Here is an 18,616-nt window from a genome sequence, read left to right on the forward strand (position 1 = left end):
AATAAAGGTCAAAGAAGGTCAAACTTTTTCAAGACCTTCAATCCTACTTTTGGTGTGAACCAGAAAGGAGCTTAAAAATGCTCTGTCAGAACTGTCACGAACGTGAAGCAACCATTCATCTATTTGTTAATGTGAATGGTCAAAGGCAACAGGTCGATTTATGTCAGAACTGTTATCAGCTTCTTAAAAACCAACAAGGAAATATTGAAAATGGAGGTAGTCAAATGGCACAAGATCCATTTGGATTCGGTAACTTAGACGATATCTTCCGCGCAATGCAAGGCGGATCTCAACCAAATTCCAACCAATCTAATTTTCAGCAACAGGTTCCGCCTACCCAAGCCAGTCGAGGAAACGGCGGTCAAAACGGTGGTACCCTACTTGGTCAATTTGGAACGAATTTAACTGAAATGGCTAAAAATGGAAAAATTGATCCTGTCATTGGTCGAGATAAGGAAATTAGTCGGGTCATTGAAATTTTAAATCGTAGAACCAAAAACAATCCCGTTCTCATCGGTGAAGCCGGTGTTGGTAAAACAGCGGTTGTTGAAGGCCTCGCGGAAAAAATCGTTGAAGGCGCCGTTCCACAAAAACTAATTAACAAACAAATTATTCGCTTAGATGTTGTTTCGCTTGTTCAAGGAACCGGAATTCGAGGTCAGTTTGAGCAGCGAATGCAACAGTTAATGAAGGAAGTCCAAGAAAATTCTGACGTCATTCTCTTCATTGATGAAATTCACGAAATTGTCGGAGCTGGAAATGCTGAGGGCGGCATGGATGCAGGTAACGTTTTGAAACCCGCCCTTGCCCGCGGCGAATTCCAACTAGTTGGTGCAACAACTTTAAATGAATACAGAGATATTGAAAAAGATCAAGCACTTGCTAGACGGCTGCAGCCAGTTACAGTTGATGAACCTTCCCCCGAAGAAGCTATCAAAATTTTAAAGGGTATTCAAAAGAAGTATGAAGATTATCACCATGTTCATTACACTGATGAATCAATTGAAGCAGCAGTCAAACTTTCCGACCGCTATATTCAAGATCGATTCTTACCTGATAAGGCAATTGACCTACTTGACGAGTCCGGTTCAAAAAAGAACCTAACGATTAATGTGGTTGATCCCAAGGATATTGAGCAAAAGGTTAAGGATGCCGAAGCTCAAAAGCAAAACGCCTTAAAGCAGGAAGATTATGAAAAAGCAGCTTATTATCGTGATCAAGTCACGAAACTTGAAAAAGCGAAGGATAGTCAATCAACTGAGTCTGCTGGTGGCGTTCCTAAGGTTACTGAAGAAGATATGCAGAAGATTGTTGAAGAGAAAACGGATATTCCAGTTGGCGAATTGCAATCTAAAGAACAACAACAGTTGAAAGATCTCAGCTCTGATTTGGAATCTCACGTCATTGGTCAAAATGAAGCGGTAGATAAAGTTGCTCGGGCCATTCGTAGAAACCGAATTGGGCTAAACGGGACTGGCCGTCCAATTGGTTCATTCCTGTTTGTCGGTCCTACCGGTGTTGGAAAAACCGAGCTTGCTAAACAGTTAGCAAATGAATTGTTTGGCTCGGAAGATTCAATGATTCGTTTTGACATGTCTGAATACATGGAACCCCATTCAATTTCTAAATTAATCGGGTCCCCACCTGGCTATGTTGGATACGAAGAAGCTGGTCAATTAACGGAACAGGTTCGGCGTCATCCTTATAGTTTGGTACTTCTTGACGAAGTTGAAAAGGCTCATCCAGACGTTATGCACATGTTCCTACAAATTCTGGATGATGGTCGATTGACTGATTCACAAGGTCGTACCGTTTCCTTCAAGGATACGATAATCATCATGACGTCAAATGCCGGATCTGGTGACGCTGAAGCTAACGTTGGTTTTGGTGCTGCATCAACCGGAAAAACTCATTCTGTTTTGAATCAACTAACCAACTACTTTAAGCCTGAATTTTTAAACCGGTTTGACGATATTATTGAATTTAACTCTCTCAGCAAAGAAAACTTGATGAAGATTGTTGATTTGATGATTAATAACGTGAACGGAATGCTTGCACAACAAGATATCCACGTTCATGTAACCACCCCAGTGGAGGAAAAATTAGTTGAATTAGGCTATGATCCTTCTATGGGTGCCCGTCCACTCCGACGTGTCATTCAGGAACAGATTGAAGATCGAATTGCAGATTACTATCTTGATCATTCGGACACGAAGAACCTTACCGCCAAAATGAGTAATGGTGACATTATCATCGAGACGGCAACAACTACTGAAGAATAAGACAAAACCCCAAGTCAAATTGACTTGGGGTTTTTGTTATCTTCACGAACCCCCCGTAAATGCGGTATACTGTGACTATTACAAAAGATAGAACGGAGGTGAGCTTGTTGCCATTATGGAACTGGATTAAGAGTATCCTGACACCTAATCAAAATAAATCACACAGCTATCAATCCAAACATAGACCGAAACATCATCCAATTATCAAGAACAGAGTGAGCTCACCTGCTCCAACGACCACTTCCAAAATAAATCGACCGAAAAATTCAGATAATTCTACAGAAGAATCGGTAAATTCAGTTCTAGAAACCCATGAAAGACCAGATTCATTGCTCGTCATTCTGTATCTTGATGAACGTCATAAAATGCTTCTTCAGCCCCAAGTTATTGGCGGTCAGATTGGTAATCCAATTAACTTTCAAGTCCAACAGATCGACAACTATTCAATGACCGGAATTGACGGCTATACGGCCAATTTTCCATCCGAATATGCCATCATGACCCTACGGTTTAGCAAACAACATGGTAAGCCTGTCATTAGTTACGCAATAGACTATGACACGAATAATCTTTTGGCCCCTCCTGATTACCATGAAGGACTTCTAAATGAGCCATTCAGTATTGAACCAACAAAAATTAATCACTATAAACTAATTCGCGTTCAGGGACAAATGATTGGCGCCTTTAACCAACAAGTTCAAGCAGTATTCGCGTTTTATCGTCAGCAAGATTGGCAAACTGTTCAAGAAGTTGGTATTTATATCAAACTCAATAAACAAAAAACAATTTTTAATGAACCTGATGGAGACCAACAAACCTACACTTTCCCGAAAAATTCAATTTGGCGAGTCTTTCGAGAAATTGTCAAAGTTGATGGCACTACTTGGTATAACCTTGGTGGTCCGCAATGGCTAACAAGTAATTGGACAATTATCAGGACCCAACCAATGCAACCTGCATTAGATACGAAGCTTCACTCATTTCATGCTGTTGCGACTCAACTTGATGCCTCAATAGATTTTGTGCAAAATGAATCCGTTAATTACTATGATCAACCATACGGCCAAATTATCGGCAAACTAGCACATGGAACCAAGGTAAAGATCATTGAGCAACTCCGTGATGAGCAGAAACTGCTTTGGTATCGACTAGACAATAATGGCATTATTTCAGAAAAGTACATCAAACTCACAAAATAAGGACCGTGGCGAGTAATCGCCGCGATCCTTATTTTTTAATCTTCTGTAATAGCTTGATATTCGTTATCAACCCTATTTCGATTTTGCAGACGTTTATTAATTTCTAGCACAATCGTTGGAATAAACATCGTTACAACGACAATCAACCAAGCCATTGGTGGTAATGAAACTAACTCAAATAGATTTTGGAGTGGCGGTAAAATTGCAACTGCCAGAACTAGCACAACCGCAATGGTCATCCCCATGTTCAACGTTGGGTTTGATTTAAAACTCGCAACTCTGAGACTTTCTCTCGTTTTAATTGCGTAGATATCAATCATTGACCCCAAGGCTAGAACTAAGAAGAGCATTGTCATTCCTATAGCTGCGCCACCATTTGACATCCCAAAACGACCAAACGCGTAAATACTAAGGGTTAAAATAGTAAACGTGACGGCTCTAATCGCAACGCGCGTTCCTAATCCATTTGCAAATATACTCGTTAACTGAGTAATTGGCTTTTGTTTCATAACGGACTTTTCGCCTGGTTCACGACTTAGGTAGAAGCCTGGAATCCCGTCAGCAAGCACGTTAATTAATAATAGCTGCTCAGCAATTAGTGGCGCGCCCCACCCGATTGCCACGGAAAAGATCATAAGGAACAGTTGGGCAAAGTTAACCCCAATTAAAAATTCAACTGCTTTCAATATATTTTGATAGACTGTTCGTCCTTCTGAAACCGCAGCAACAATGGTGGCAAAGTTATCATCCGTTAGCACCATATCAGCGGCTCCCTTAGAAACTTCGGTACCCGTAATTCCCATTGCGATCCCCACGTTTGCGGCCTTCAGTGCGGGCGCATCGTTCACGCCATCTCCAGTCATGGCCACAACGGCACCTTGCTCCTGCCAAGCGGTCACAATCCGAATTTTATCTTCAGGTGATACTCTAGCGAATACCGTTGTCCCCTCAATTTGGTCCATTAGCTGCTCATCCGATAGCTTTCGTAATTCCGTACCCGTTAGGACGCTATCACCAGCATTTAAGATCCCAATTTTTTTAGCAATTGCTTTCGCAGTTTCTAAATGATCTCCCGTAATCATGACGGTTTTTATTCCAGCGCCATGCGCTTCACTAATTGCAGCTATTACTTCTTCTCTAGGTGGATCAATCATCCCTACTAAACCTAATAAGTCTACTTCATCCTGTAAGTTCTCAATCGATTCAGTTGGAACACCATCAAAAACTTTATATCCAACTGCTAGTACTCGTAAGGCTTCACGACCAAAAGCATCGTGATTTTTAAGTGCCTCCGCATATTCAGCCGTATCTCGATTAATCGGTAACCGGTCAAAGGCACCTTTGACAATGAGTAAGCTTTTATTATTTGGTAGCTTTTGTAAAGTTGCCATTGTTTTCTTTGTTGAATCAAATGGATCTTCAGCCAACCTCGGCGAATCATTTTCCAAAGAATTTCGGGACATTCCAAATTTGTGTAGTAATCTAACGATTGCTAATTCAGTTGAATCCCCGATTTCAAGCGCCAAATCATTTTCATCCTTGGTAATTTGAGCATTTGTCGCGAGTCCAAACATTTTTAAAAGTTTGGCTTGATGATCATCTAATACATCGACTTCATTGACCGCTGTAAGACCACCTTCGTTTACCCACAATTTAGTAATCGTCATTTTATTTTGGGTAAGGGTTCCAGTCTTGTCAGAGGCAATGACGTTAACATTTCCAATTGTTTCAACCGCACTAACCCGACGCATAATCGCATTTCGTTTTGCCATTTTTTTGACACCATGGGCAAGACTAATTGTGACGATAATTGGTAACGTTTCCGGTACGGCTGCAACCGCAAGTGAAACGCCAATCATTAGGCTACTTGCTAGTGGGTCACCATGAAGAAACATCCCTAGAAGAAAAATAATGATTCCTCCCGCAATGGCAACTCCAGATAAAGAGCTGACCAATCGGTTCAATCGATTTTGAAGCGGTGTTTGCTTGACCTTTGTTTGATTCAACATGCCAGCAATGGATCCTAACTCAGTCTGCATACCAATTTCGGTAACCACAGCCGTCGCATTTCCTTGGGTAACAGCAGTTCCCGAGAAAACAATATTTTGATAATCTCCAATTTCTTCGGGTTCTTCTCGTAACGGCTCTGAAATCTTATCCACAGGCAAACTTTCACCCGTTAGAATTGCTTCGTCTATTGAAAGGTTACTTGCCGTAATAAGGCGCGCATCCGCAGGAACCTGACTTCCTGGTTCAAGTAAAATAACGTCTCCGACCACTAATTCTGTTGCATCAAGCATTATTTTTTGGCCATTTCTCAACACTTGAACTTCATGCACACTGAGTTTCTTTAACGCAGATAAGGCCTGCTCTGCACTATGTTCCTGATACATGCCAATCATAACGTTAAGAACTAAAATACTTCCAATCACAATTGGCTTTGTCCAACCGCTATCAGTTGTTAATGCTAAATAAATTGATAAAACAACTGCAAACAGTAAAACAAGTGACGCGATGTCGGAAATATGTCGACCAATTTGCTGAAAAATATTGGGCTTCTTCGCCTCTGTTAAAACATTTTTTCCGTTTTCTTCCTGTCGACGAACAACCTCGGCGTCGTTTAAGCCGCTAGTTTGATTCGTCGAATAGTTCTGTACAATTTCTTCTATGGGTAGCTGGGTATTGGTCATCTTCATCTCTGACAGTCCTTTCTTGGTACTCTGTTAGGGATCAATAATCAAACTCGCTTATTGATATAGTTTCGTTAATTCCTCTAACTATCATTCTAAAGGAAAATCCACTTTTTAACAACTATTAATTATCGTTACCATAAAATAAATCTAATATAATTCACAATTTGGACAAACAAAAAGACTTCCCATCAGCGATGTGAAGTCTCTTCGATATCATTCAGGCCTCTTGCTTTGCCTGATTCGTCTTTAACTCTTTTTGCTTTTGTAATTCGGCCAAATGCACTTCATGCGTTAAAAATGCGTGAGTTCGTGCAGCATAGTCATTTTCTTTTCCTAATTTAACGAGGTAGCCATTAATGAAATCAACTTCCGTTGGGCGATAATTATGCATATCCTGATACATTGAGGGATAGTGCAGTGGATTAGCAACTTTACTAACATAATTAACGCTGTCTAATTCTTCTTGACGTGTATTAATCATCTTGACACCGGCTCGTTCACAAACATCATATGCTTCATTAATTAATTGTCGACTCATATCATCTGCACCTTTGTACGCAGCATATTCGCCCATTGTCATTTCAAACATGGTACATAACGTGTTCACAACTGAATTAAAAACGACCTTTGCCATCAATGTTCCTTTAAAGTTTGTCGTCAACGTCGGATTAAACTGTGCTTTTTCTAATTCAGTCACCAATTTATGCGTGAAATCATCAGGTTTTTCAGTATAATTCGCTAAATTCATTGTTCCGGCACCGCGCGCACCGATGAAATCGACATCGCCTGGCCCGTTTAATACGGTCGCAACCAAGGCTGTTCCGGCAATTAGTTTCTCTGGCGCAAAGTAGTTAAGTAATTTTTCTACGTGTCCCATCCCATTCATGCAGGTAAAAGCGTATTGAGTTGGCTTAAAAAATGCGTGACACCGTTTCAAAACGTCCGCTAGTTGCATTTGCTTCGTGAAAAAAATGTAGCAATCGGGATCTCCCTTATATTCTTCCGGATAATAGACATTAACGGGTACTAATTCCCGATCTTGATGATCACGTGAAACGTAAACGCCACCCTGCTCACGCATCTTTTCGACATGCGGTTCCCAGGTATCCACAAAATCAACCTGATTTCCTGCCTCTTGTAGTAAAACGCCATAACGCAATCCCATTGCGCCTGAACCAACAACCGTAAATTTCATATGTATGTCTCTCCTTATCATTTGACCTAATTATGTATGCCTTAAATTGGATCCTTTAATATCTAAAATTTCCAATCAAGTTAGGTAATAATTTAAGCCTAAAAATGTGAGAAGTCAAATTAATTTATAATCATATTTTAATAATATTGAAGGTATCAAAAAAACCTATCTCGAAAGATAGGCTTTGATGTTTAAAGATTAATATCCATATTAAAGGTTAGTTTTGAAAGATTCAGGCTCTCTGAAAGTAAGTCATAGGTAAATTGCGTTGTTTTCTCATTCATTTCCGTCGCAATTTCATGGTTCTGACGAGTTAAGAAAGCAGTCAATTTTTCTCCACTAAGTGAACTGGCTTCTCGATCTGCATCAGCAATATGAGTTCGGAATCGTTCCTTCGCTGCTGTCACAAAATCGGTGTCTGATTCAATAAATTGTTGGTAATGAGATTCCACCACCGCTGATAACTTTCGGTACGTCCAGTAAGCACTCTTACCATCCATTTTAACCGGAGTAGTTTGGTAACTAACATCTGTATCCGTTGCATTTGCGTAAAAGGGAACGTATGGACTAAATGCCGGAACGCCAAAGTTCAACCAGAAAATAGCTGATTGTGCTTCCGGTACATCATTTCTAATTTGTAACACGTGTGAGTTTTGCGTCCGATTCATTGAAATTGGTCGGAACTTCGTCTTCAATTCCTCTGGACCATTTCCTAATGGATCATAGTCCGTTTCATTATAGTGAGAGCTTAAGATATACTCAATATCCTCAACACTAATCTTTTTATCTGTATGGCAAATAAATGGTAATTCATTCGAATCTGGTTCCTGTTCGATTTCTGGATTTAAGTAACGTTGGCCAAACCATACTCTAGGTGTATTGTAATGGCGGTCTTTTTCATTACTTGTGCCAAAAATATGGCGGAAATTCCAGCCCTTTGCATCAGGATTTAGGTGATTTTTCTTAACAAATTCCTGGATACCTTCTGAAAACTTAAAATTGATGGCATCATCAAAGTCAACGTTTTGAATGGCAACTTGATTTGCAGTAATCACGTATGCATCATCAGGGATTCGTTGGGCAACCCAGTGGTGTCCCGTTACAATTTCCATATACCAAACTTCGTCCTTATCACTAAAAAGAACCCCGTTTCCTTCAGGAGAGCCAAACTTTGCAATTAAATTACCAAGATAGTCTACGCCCTCCGCTGCAGAATCAATAAAAGGTAAAACCATCGTCTGAAGTGAATCTTCAGCCAATCCATTTTTAACGAGCGGATCATAAGCGAGTGATTTAGCGTTTCCGTAGACACTTTCAGTCGCACTCATTGCAACGTTATGCTCGTTAAAACCGCTCTCATCGTACACGCCCTCTTTATCGATGTTAACGTTTGGCGTTGCCATGTAACGATAACCATTTTCAGGTAATTCAGCCGTGAACCCATTTTGATTGGAAACTAGGGTCTCATGACGATCACTGACAGCCTCATGAACGTAGAATCGTTGTGGCGTTAGTGGCAAAAATGTATCATCATTTCGGGCAATCAAAGTGGATCCGTCAATCGACGCTTTTTTCCCGACTAAAACGGATGTACAAGCTGATAAATGTTTCTTTTTCATAATTAGGACTCCTCAAAAATTTAGATAGTTTCATTTTACACCTTTCACAAAGAATATTTAGATCCCCCATTAATAAAAGACCGGAAATTCTCATGATATCGAAAATGAAAGCGTTGACATTTATGCTATATCGTTTAAAATAAAATTGTAGGCAATTAGTTTATTCCTACTTGTGATTTTTATTACAATCTTTAGAGTATCTATATTTGGGAGGCAATATCATGAAGGTTATTGTTATTGGCTGTACGCATGCCGGAACATTTGCAACACAACAAATTTTAACGGAACACCCTGACTTTGATGTCACTGTATATGAAAGAAATGATAATCTCTCGTTTCTTTCCTGCGGGATTGCCCTTTGGGTCGGCGATCACGTTTCAGATCCAGATAAAATGTTCTATTCATCTCCAGAAGCACTTACTTCACTTGGCGCAAGCATGAAGATGCAACACGATGTTTTGAGTGTTGATACAGATGCCAAAACACTCGAAGTCAAAGATTTAGTTAGTGATGAAACTAGTACTGAAAGCTACGATAAGTTAGTCATCACCACTGGTTCTACCCCTGTCATTCCACCTATTGAAGGTGTTAAAGATAATGACAAGGTAAAGCTTTGCAAAAACTTTGCGGATGCTAAATCTATTAAGGCTGCTTCAAACAACATTAAATCTGCAGTTGTGATTGGTGCTGGTTATATTGGTGCTGAACTTGCAGAACAATTTGCTGTAACTGGTAAGAAGGTTACCTTAATTGATGGCTTAGATACCGTTTTGGCTAAAAATTTTGATTCAGAAATTTCAGACAGAGTTGCTAAAGATTATACCGACAACGGTGTTACCTTAGCAATGGGCGAAATGGTTAAATCATTCTCTAATGATGGCGATCAAATTACGGTCACCACTACAAAGGGAAGTTACACGGCTGATTTAGCTGTCCTTTCAGCTGGATTCCGTCCACGGACCGAATTAATGAAGGGCAAACTAGATATGCTGGATAACGGCGCAATTATCACTGATGAATATATGCAAACCTCTAATCCAGACATCTTCGCAGCAGGCGACTCATCAGTTGTTAAATACAATCCAACGGGTAAGGATGACTATATTCCTTTGGCCACTAACGCTGTTCGACAAGGTATCTTAATTGGCCATAATATCGTTAAACCAACTGTTAAATATCTAGGCACCCAAGCCTCATCAGCAGTTGCCCTCTTTGGTAAAACCTTAGCTTCATCAGGCTTAACTGTCGGCGGTGCAAAAGCTCGTGGCGTTGAGGTTGATAGTGTAACTCTCGAACAAAATTATCGTCCAGAGTTCATGCTTTCAACAACCCCAATTCTCATGCGCTTAGTTTGGGATCCTAAAACTCACGTCGTCCTAGGTGGTGCTTTCTATAGCGAATATGATTGTGCTCAATCTGCCAACCTCATTTCACTTGCCATCCAAAACAAGATGACTATTGAAGACTTATCAATGGTCGACATGTTATTCCAACCAAACTATGACCAACCATTAAACTACGTAAACGCTGTGGCAATGCAAGCTGTTGCTAAAGCAACGAATGCTTAAAAACATCATGGTAATCAAAAAAGTGGCCGAGACAAAACATTAGTTTTGTCTCGGCCACATCTTTTTACTATTACTTTTCCTAATCAGGCTCCAAAAGGCACTAACTTCGTGTCGTTGTCGATTGCACTAAGCCAAAGATCGGCAAGTGTAAGTCGCAACTCCCTACGCCTAACTACGATTAACAAACAATCCAGGTACGGGATTATTCGTTAATCTAGGCTACGCTCGGAAGCTAACCACCTTTTGTCACACCTTCTTTTACAACTTTTCTGATAACTCAACGTTCGGATACTTATCCTTAAACCAATTTTCAGCAAATCGATTTTCAAATAGGAATAACGGATCTCCATTACGATCTTTAACCAAAATATTTCGACTTGATCCCATCTTTTCATCAAGTTGATCCGGATTTATCCATCGGGCCTTTTTGGTACCCATTGGTTCCATAATAACATCGGAATTGTATTCATTTTTCATTCTAAACTGGAAAACTTCAAATTGAAGTTGACCAACTGCTCCCAAGATATAATCACCAGTTGAGTATGATGTATAGAGCTGAACCGCCCCTTCTTGAACTAGCTGTTGGATCCCTTTGTGGAATGATTTTTGCTTCATCACATTTTTTGCGGAAACTCTGACAAATATTTCCGGCGTAAATTGTGGTAATTTATCAAACTTAACATCATTTTTGCCAGTATAGATACTATCGCCAATTTGGTAATTTCCAGTATCGTAGAGACCAATGATGTCACCGGCAACTGCACTATCGACGTTTTCACGCGTATCCGCCATAAACTGAGTGACGTTTGAAAGTCTCATTTTTTTTGACGTTCGCTCTAAGGTAACGTCCATCCCATGCGTAAACTTGCCAGAACAAATTCTCACAAATGCAATCCGATCTCGATGATTAGGATTCATGTTCGCCTGAATTTTAAAGACAAATCCTGAAAAGTTTTCGTCAGTAGGTTCAATTTCACCATCATTTTGCGTGCTATGGGCAGCCGGTCGTGGCGCATACTTCAAGTATATTTCGAGGAACGTTTTCACGCCAAAGTTCGCCAACGCAGACCCAAAGAAAACTGGTGTTTGATCGCCAGAGATAATCTTATCTTCATCAAATGAATTCCCAGCGTCTTCGATGAGTTCCATATTATCGCGAGCGTCTTGATACCAAGAATCCTGTTTTAGCTCTTCGTCATCACTTAAATCGCCATTTTCATCAAGGGCTAAATGATCTGAATCGGCATTTGCACCCTCACCAGATTTAAATAGTGTAACTTGGTGATTATAGCGATCATATAGTCCCTTTAATTCTTTACCCATCCCAATGGGCCAGTTCATAGGGTATGCTTCTATCCCCAAAACTTCCTCTAATTCACCAATCAAATCCATTGGTTCGCGACTATCACGATCCATCTTATTCATAAAGGTAAAAATCGGGATACCTCGCATCTTACATATTTGGAAAAGCTTCTTTGTTTGGGGCTCAATTCCCTTAGCAGCATCAATAACCATGACAGCTGAGTCCACGGCCATTAAGGTACGGTAGGTATCTTCAGAAAAGTCCTCATGTCCTGGTGTATCCAAAATGTTAATTCGTTTGCCTTCATAGTCAAACTGCATGACCGAACTTGTCACAGAAATACCACGTTTTTGCTCGATTTCCATCCAATCCGATTTAGCGAAGTTGCCACTTTTACGGGCTTTAACAGTCCCCGCCTCTCGGACAACGCCTCCATACAGCAATAATTGTTCCGTAATGGTTGTTTTCCCCGCATCAGGGTGAGATATGATGGCAAACGTTCTTCTTGAGTTCACAGCGTCTGCTAATTTAACTTCACTCATGTTAGTCTCCTTTTTTCGGTCAAAACCGAAACTCGATATTCAATCACAATGCTTGTATTGTACCACAAACTGTACTTTTCTCGCTGATATTTTAACGACCTATGCTAAACTAGAAACATTAAAACGAATCGGGTGATATTATCTTTGCAAATACTCAAATTTATATTTTAAAATCAATCTTAATAATAGGGCTTTTTATCCTTGCAGTGGGTGCGGTGGGCTTTTTGATACGGAAGCGAAAACACACCTCCCAAACTGGCCCTATCGGTTTTATGATGATTGGTGCTTTAATCTCGCTCATTTCAATTATCATTATGGTTACTTTCTTCAAATCATACGCGGGCGTTCCACTTAAGAAAGCTGATTATTACGAAGTAACTAGCTATGTCAAAAATATGAAGATTGCAATGAACTCCCATAGCTCGCAAAAGGAAAATCAAGCAGAAGATAATATTGTCTATCTTGCAAAAGCCAGTAAGTTTAGTGCTTCAACGATAGCCCTGACTAAGACTGCTAAAAGATCAAGCAACCTTCAAACTAAAAAAACATCCTACACAAAATTTTCAACTGACTTAGTTCAAAAACTAACTGATAATCCAGATGAGCAAAAGATCTTAATCCATCAAATTAAAAGTCATGCTAAATTAGATTAACTAGATTACACTTTTTAAAAATTTGACCCACCGAAAAACCCCTGATAATGGATTTTATGCCATTATCAAGGGTTTTTTTATTAACTATTTTTCTCAATTTGATGGACTACATAGTTCACAACTTTAAGTGAACTTAATCCGTCATTTATGGCACAGAAGCGTTTGTAAAACTTCATGAATTTCTTGTTTTCAGCCATATCTGAATTTGCTAATCCAGATTGAATACCTTCTAGAAGTTCCGATTCATTTTGGGCAATCTGACCAGGAAGCTCCCGTTCGTAATCAAGATAAAAGCCCCGTAGTTCATCCTTATACAAGTGATAATCATACGGATAAAATAAAATTGGTCGTTTCAAATAGGCGTAATCGAAGAATACCGATGAATAATCTGTAATCAGCATGTCTGAAACTAAATACAAATCCGATATATTTGGATAACTGGAGTAATCATAAACAAAATCCTGATAATCACTAATGTCTAACGCGTTCGAAATTAAGTAGTGCATTCTTAAAATCAAGACCGTATCTTCGCCGAACTTTTTCTTAAAGTCGGACAAACTAAATGGTAGCTCAAACGTGTATTTACCCTTCGCAGCAAATTGGTTATCACGATAAGTTGGGGCATACATGACAACTTTTTTATCTAACGGTATCCCAAGCTTAATTTTCAATTCACGGACATCATCTTTTGAAGAATTAATTAATTCATCATTTCTAGGATATCCAACTTTTAAGATTTGGTTATTGTACCCAAACGCCGAACGAAAGATTCGTGTGGAATAATCATTAGGTGAGACCAATGCATCCCATCTATTTGCTTCCTTCACAAAGTTCACGTGATACTTCGCCGTTGTCGTACCAGGCATCGACACATTTTCAATGTCCAATCCTAATTTTTTCAGAGGTGTTCCATGCCAAGTTTGAATATAAGTCAGGTAATTTGGCTTTCTTACCCACGAAGGAAAACGGGCATTACTAATCCAATATTGGGCTTTTTCCAATGTGCGGACCCATTTAGCGGTTCGTCGAATAATGTAAGCAATTCCGTTCTCTTTACAGAAAGCCTTCTGACTCCGATCAATCGACCAGATGAAATTAAATCCAGGATATAATTCCTTAAATAGCTTATAGATTGCGTATGGACTATCACTAACCTGACGCCCTCCAAAGCTTTCAAAAATAATAGTAGATTGATCAAATGGCCGGTGTCCACGTTTAAATAATCTCCGTAAGCGCACCAAGTTTACTTTTTCCATGAGGTCGCGTCCCGTTTGTGCACCATTAGCAGCCTTTTCCGGAATCGTGGCTAATTTTTCGCTGAATGTTGGTGCGGGAAAGCTCTTAATTAACAGTCCGTTATCTAAGCTCTTATCTAACATCAAGACCTGTTCCTTGGTAAGCTGAGCCTGAATCTTTTGACCAGCCAGCGTTTTTGCGAGCATGATTCGTTGCTCTAAAAGTTGACCATCATAGTTAAATTGAATATATATTTCTTGAATCGAATCAGATGGAATATCTTTCAGCGGTATTCTCGCAATAAATAAGCCCTTAAGACCACTCTTTTCAATCGGGTACTCCATATGGCTAGTTGTATCTTTGCCGCGAAGAATCATTTTCATGTTTTCCAAGGGAATTCCATCAATTAATCGATGACCCGTAATCTGTAGTTGATCTTCAGATAAATTGGCTGCACTGGCCGTGAAAGCCATCTTTGATTGATGGGTATGTAAATTTAACACTGCCATTTCTGCACTATCGGCGCTCGCCTGAATATAACTCTCTAGTGAGGTTTGATGGCGATCACTCAGGTATTCACTTTCCACCTGAATCATATAATCATTATCTGAATTGGTGAAACTTAGGTAAATTTGCCAATTAAATTCACTTTGACCATTATTTTCAAATTCAAATTTTATTGGATTAATTTTTATCCTAAATATATTATCCTGGTCCATTTTAGTAACCGGTATATTAATTGATGCTAGGCTACTCTTTTCAAGAAAATTTACCGTTAACTTTTCAAGAGGGCTTGGCACATCAATCAGTTCAAATTCCAGTTCTTGTTCTTGTTTTAACTGACGTAAATCTGAAAGTATTACTCGCACAATTAACGGCTCCTTAATAATTAAAAATCAGTTGTTCTGATAAATAAGTTGCTAGTCTAATGTTGTCATCCATATCAACATAAAAATCTGCATTAGAATCTGCACACTGCTTAAGCACCATGACGTAAAACTTAAAGACGTCTTGATATTGCTCAAATGTCTCATTATCCAGCACTTCGAAATCTCGAACTTCCTGGCTAAATTGAGAAACGATTTCCATCTGACTATCCACTACTTTATTATTTGACTCATTGTCGTTAGTTAAACGAACCGCTGCAGGCAACTTGATGACTGAACTGCTACCTAAACTATAAGTCAATTGTTGCTGGCAACTTTGATCAATGAATTGGAAAGTAACTTCACCCTTTTGGTTTAGCAGCTGACTTTCTTCTAATCGTCCTTGATTAAAATAATTCAGACTAATTAATTTTCCATCTGCATTATAGTTAGCACTACGGAAAGGCTGATGGCTCTCGTTAAATTGGGTAACTCTTACCAAATGACCATTCGTTGCGTTCACTATTTTTTCAGCTTTAATATTTCCAGTCTGAATAAACCGAGTAGCGGTCAATTGATCAGTCATCTTAAACTCAAACTTAGTTAATGATTCATCAACGACCACGACTTCATCCCCTTGTAGGGCAATTCCAGGTTTGGACGCAAATATTTCGCTTAAATCTTGAACATTAATCTTAGCGAGTTGCTTTTCTTTAAAGGCTTGATTGAAAAGTTCTCGTGCCTTACGAGTTCCAGACATATTTACAAGTGCCAATACAACCTTAATTTCATAATTACGATCCAATAATTGCTTAATTTTTCTTTTTAACCGATTTTTTTGCACACCGTTTAAGGACGTTATCAAAAATACTGCTTGATTCATTATTTGCCTCCGCATGAAAATAATAAAATATCCCTAGCCGTGACTGGGGATATTAAGCGTTCATTCAGTTATTCTATTCTTTCCAGTCTTTTTTATCTTGCAATCCTAGGTCCTGCTTAATCTTAGTCGTTGAAATTCCTTCAGTTCTTGGAAGATAAATAACTTCACAATAATCTTTCAAGAAATCAAATTTACCTTCCCAGTCATCACCCATAACGAACGTGTCAATATCGTACTTTTGCACGTCCTTTATTTTTTGATCCCAGTTAGTTTCCGGAATTACTTCATCAACATAGCGAATTGCTTCCAAAATATACTTGCGATCTTCGTATGAAGTATAAGCACGTTTCCCTTTTTCAGCGTTGAATTCATCTGATGAAACGCATACTGTCAAATGATCGCCAAGAGCTTTTGCGCGCTTGAGCAATCTAATGTGGCCCTTGTGTAGTAAATCAAAGGTTCCATAAGTAATTACTTTTTTCATATTATCTCCTGCTTAATTATAAATTAATACACTTATTATATCATGAATTGACACTCTTATCACAACACCATAAATACTAGCATATTTAGCTCTAAGGTCAACAAAATTTAAAAAATCATGCTTTTTCTTTAGGCTTTTCAGGTTCACTTTTCCTAGACTCTGACTGAAGTTGCCAAATGTTATAGAAATATTGAACCATTACTTTCACAACCGCATACAACGGTATTGCCAATATCATTCCCATTAAACCAGCAATGTTCCCCGCCGCCAGCAATATCACAATAATCGTTAGTGGATGAATTTTAAGTGTCTTTCCAATGATGTTTGGATAGACGACGTTGCCGTCCACTTGCTGCACAACTAAAACAACGATAACAACGTAAAGAATTTGTAAGGTACTATCTCCAAATGCCACGATTAAAGCCGGTAGAATGCCAATGTAGGGCCCAACATACGGAATGATGTTACAAATACCCGCAAAAACGCCAAGTAATAGTGCGTACCCTTGTCCAACCAAAACATAACCAATGGCCGTGAACGTTCCAACGAATAGGCACTCAATAATTTGCCCACCAATGTATTTAGAAATCGTTTTACTCATTTTAGACAGCAGGTCAATCGTTTGATCCGCATGGCGAGTTGGAATTATTTTTTTGATTGAAGGTAAAAACTTATGCCCATCTTTCAACATGTAGAACAACATTACGGGTACCGTAATTGCCACAACTGCAAAGCTCGTAATGGTACTGATAACAGTCCCAATACTTTCAGTTAATTTATTTAAAAAACTACTTGCATAAGAGGATGCCGATTTTTCAACTTCATTCATATACTGACTCAAATCAACATTTTTTAACCACGGTTGATTGGCCATTTTCTCAACCAAGTCCTGAGTTGTCGAAGCCAAAGCCGGTATATTTGAAATCATGTTTGCAACTTGCTGGATTAATCGTGGTAAGAGCCAAACTAAGCCAAGAATCAAAACAGCTAATAATACAAGAAATACAACGGTAACTGACCACGTATGGCTAATATGTTTTCCTCGTATTTTGATTTTTTCGAGTAGCCGAACAACTGGACTTAGTAAATAATATAAAATTCCTGCTAACAAAATTGGGATAAAAACCACTTGGAAAAATGTGCCAATTGGCGCAAATAAGAAACTAATTTTCGTGCAGACCCAAATAACTGCCACAACAATCAGGATTTCCAACGACCAAAACATCATGGGTGAATTTTTTATTCTTGAATACAACGTCATTCCCCTCTCCTGAACTAATTAGGGCTTATTATACAATACTGACCTTATTTTTCCCACGAAAAAAAGGTTGCCCATCTTATAAATGTGCGACCTTTTCGTCTTACCCATTAAAATACGGAAATTAATCTAACTGATTTAGTCCCAAAATATCATTAATATCACTCTCAAAAATAGGAATATTTTTGCAAAACAAAAAGCGAGATTATAAAAATCTCGCTTTTCCGACCTGAAGGTAATGATATAAATAGACAGCTTACTTATGTTGCGAAAGGTCTTGATACCGCTTGTACCATAGATTTACGTACTCTTCTGAAAACGGGCCCTTTTTATTATTAATCCAATCGACCAACGTCAGTACGTTGCCCTTTAAAATTCGATCAATCTCGGGTCCATAATTCCAACGTTTACTAAAATCTTCATACTCATCAGCATCCAATAGCCGCTTCTCACCGTCTGGAAAAACTTTAACGTCTAAGTCGTAATCGATATACTTTAAAGCTTCTTTATCCAGAACAAATGGTGAAGCTAAATTACAGTAATAAGAGATCCCGTTATCACGAATCATCGCAATAACATTGAACCAGTAGTGCTTGTGGAAATAGACGACTGCGGGCTCTCTAGTCACCCAGCGGCGGCCATCATCTTCGGTGACCAATGTATGGTCATTTACCCCAATAATGGCATTTTCACTTGTTTTAAGTACCATCGTATCGCGCCAAGTTCGATGTAAGCTGCCATCGTGCTTATAGCTTTTTATAGCTACAAAGTCACCTTCTCTAGGTCCCTTAACTTCACGCGCCATCATAACCCTGCTTTCTGCGTATAGCGGGTA

At 39.1% G+C, this 18,616-nt stretch carries 13 protein-coding genes; 4 read left to right on the plus strand and 9 right to left on the minus strand.

Annotated features, from left to right (window positions below; all coding sequences use genetic code 11):
- Nucleotides 1-77: 77 nt before the first annotated feature.
- Nucleotides 78-2,282 (plus strand): ATP-dependent Clp protease ATP-binding subunit, encoded by a 2,205-nt coding sequence (locus tag FGL90_RS01340; protein ID WP_010619684.1) that lies wholly within the window; start codon nt 78-80, stop codon nt 2,280-2,282.
- 107 nt (nt 2,283-2,389) lie between these two features.
- The gene (locus tag FGL90_RS01345; protein ID WP_010619683.1) at nt 2,390-3,481 is read left to right on the plus strand and encodes a MucBP domain-containing protein; all 1,092 of its coding nucleotides are present in this window, start codon (nt 2,390-2,392) and stop codon (nt 3,479-3,481) included.
- Between the two features lie 35 nt (nt 3,482-3,516).
- Here FGL90_RS01345 and FGL90_RS01350 read toward each other — a convergent pair whose 3' ends face one another.
- From FGL90_RS01350 to FGL90_RS01360, 3 genes are all read right to left on the minus strand, one after another.
- On the minus strand, nt 3,517-6,177 hold the full coding sequence (locus tag FGL90_RS01350) for a cation-translocating P-type ATPase (RefSeq protein ID WP_010619682.1): 2,661 nt from the start codon (nt 6,175-6,177) through the stop codon (nt 3,517-3,519).
- Between the two features lie 214 nt (nt 6,178-6,391).
- Complete coding sequence (locus FGL90_RS01355) at nt 6,392-7,369, minus strand: ketopantoate reductase family protein (protein WP_010619681.1); 978 nt, start codon at nt 7,367-7,369, stop codon at nt 6,392-6,394.
- Nucleotides 7,370-7,560: 191 nt separating this feature from the next.
- On the minus strand, nt 7,561-8,988 hold the full coding sequence (locus tag FGL90_RS01360) for a C69 family dipeptidase (protein WP_010619680.1): 1,428 nt from the start codon (nt 8,986-8,988) through the stop codon (nt 7,561-7,563).
- Between the two features lie 221 nt (nt 8,989-9,209).
- Here FGL90_RS01360 and FGL90_RS01365 point away from each other — a divergent pair, with 221 nt between their 5' ends.
- Nucleotides 9,210-10,556: an FAD-dependent oxidoreductase gene (locus FGL90_RS01365; protein WP_147656561.1), complete on the plus strand. Its 1,347-nt coding sequence runs from the start codon at nt 9,210-9,212 to the stop codon at nt 10,554-10,556.
- 258 nt (nt 10,557-10,814) lie between these two features.
- Here FGL90_RS01365 and FGL90_RS01370 read toward each other — a convergent pair whose 3' ends face one another.
- Complete coding sequence (locus tag FGL90_RS01370) at nt 10,815-12,401, minus strand: peptide chain release factor 3 (RefSeq protein ID WP_010619678.1); 1,587 nt, start codon at nt 12,399-12,401, stop codon at nt 10,815-10,817.
- Nucleotides 12,402-12,625: 224 nt separating this feature from the next.
- Here FGL90_RS01370 and FGL90_RS01375 point away from each other — a divergent pair, with 224 nt between their 5' ends.
- Nucleotides 12,626-13,054 carry a hypothetical protein gene (locus tag FGL90_RS01375; protein WP_147656562.1) on the plus strand — a complete coding sequence of 143 codons (429 nt, stop codon included), beginning with the start codon at nt 12,626-12,628 and terminating at the stop codon, nt 13,052-13,054.
- 80 nt (nt 13,055-13,134) lie between these two features.
- Here FGL90_RS01375 and FGL90_RS01380 read toward each other — a convergent pair whose 3' ends face one another.
- The 5 genes from FGL90_RS01380 to ntdP all read right to left on the minus strand — a co-directional run bounded on the left by FGL90_RS01380 (nt 13,135) and on the right by ntdP (nt 18,586).
- A complete protein-coding gene (locus FGL90_RS01380; protein ID WP_147656563.1) occupies nt 13,135-15,159 on the minus strand; it encodes a CDP-glycerol glycerophosphotransferase family protein in 2,025 nt (674 codons plus the stop codon).
- A gap of 13 nt (nt 15,160-15,172) precedes the next feature.
- Nucleotides 15,173-16,039, minus strand: a complete 867-nt coding sequence (locus tag FGL90_RS01385) for a hypothetical protein (protein ID WP_147656565.1) — start codon at nt 16,037-16,039, stop codon at nt 15,173-15,175.
- Between the two features lie 73 nt (nt 16,040-16,112).
- Entirely contained in the window at nt 16,113-16,523 is a 411-nt protein-coding gene (gene tagD, locus FGL90_RS01390) for a glycerol-3-phosphate cytidylyltransferase (RefSeq protein WP_010619674.1), read from the minus strand.
- 115 nt (nt 16,524-16,638) lie between these two features.
- Complete coding sequence (locus FGL90_RS01395; RefSeq protein WP_187240425.1) at nt 16,639-17,784, minus strand: AI-2E family transporter; 1,146 nt, start codon at nt 17,782-17,784, stop codon at nt 16,639-16,641.
- 253 nt (nt 17,785-18,037) lie between these two features.
- Complete coding sequence (gene ntdP, locus FGL90_RS01400; RefSeq protein ID WP_147657871.1) at nt 18,038-18,586, minus strand: nucleoside tri-diphosphate phosphatase; 549 nt, start codon at nt 18,584-18,586, stop codon at nt 18,038-18,040.
- Nucleotides 18,587-18,616 lie beyond the last annotated feature (30 nt).

This window comes from Secundilactobacillus malefermentans (assembly GCF_008033155.1).
Lineage (GTDB): Bacteria > Bacillota > Bacilli > Lactobacillales > Lactobacillaceae > Secundilactobacillus > Secundilactobacillus malefermentans.

Bases quoted from the DNA above. Each gene is read 5' to 3' on its own strand.
- FGL90_RS01340 (WP_010619684.1), top strand. From the start codon at position 78: ATGCTCTGTCAGAACTGTCACGAACGTGAAGCAACCATTCATCTATTT.
- FGL90_RS01350 (WP_010619682.1), bottom strand. From the start codon at position 6,177: ATGAAGATGACCAATACCCAGCTACCCATAGAAGAAATTGTACAGAAC.
- FGL90_RS01355 (WP_010619681.1), bottom strand. From the start codon at position 7,369: ATGAAATTTACGGTTGTTGGTTCAGGCGCAATGGGATTGCGTTATGGC.
- FGL90_RS01360 (WP_010619680.1), bottom strand. From the start codon at position 8,988: ATGAAAAAGAAACATTTATCAGCTTGTACATCCGTTTTAGTCGGGAAA.
- FGL90_RS01365 (WP_147656561.1), top strand. From the start codon at position 9,210: ATGAAGGTTATTGTTATTGGCTGTACGCATGCCGGAACATTTGCAACA.
- FGL90_RS01370 (WP_010619678.1), bottom strand. From the start codon at position 12,401: ATGAGTGAAGTTAAATTAGCAGACGCTGTGAACTCAAGAAGAACGTTT.
- FGL90_RS01385 (WP_147656565.1), bottom strand. From the start codon at position 16,039: ATGAATCAAGCAGTATTTTTGATAACGTCCTTAAACGGTGTGCAAAAA.
- tagD (WP_010619674.1), bottom strand. From the start codon at position 16,523: ATGAAAAAAGTAATTACTTATGGAACCTTTGATTTACTACACAAGGGC.
- FGL90_RS01395 (WP_187240425.1), bottom strand. From the start codon at position 17,784: ATGACGTTGTATTCAAGAATAAAAAATTCACCCATGATGTTTTGGTCG.
- ntdP (WP_147657871.1), bottom strand. From the start codon at position 18,586: ATGGCGCGTGAAGTTAAGGGACCTAGAGAAGGTGACTTTGTAGCTATA.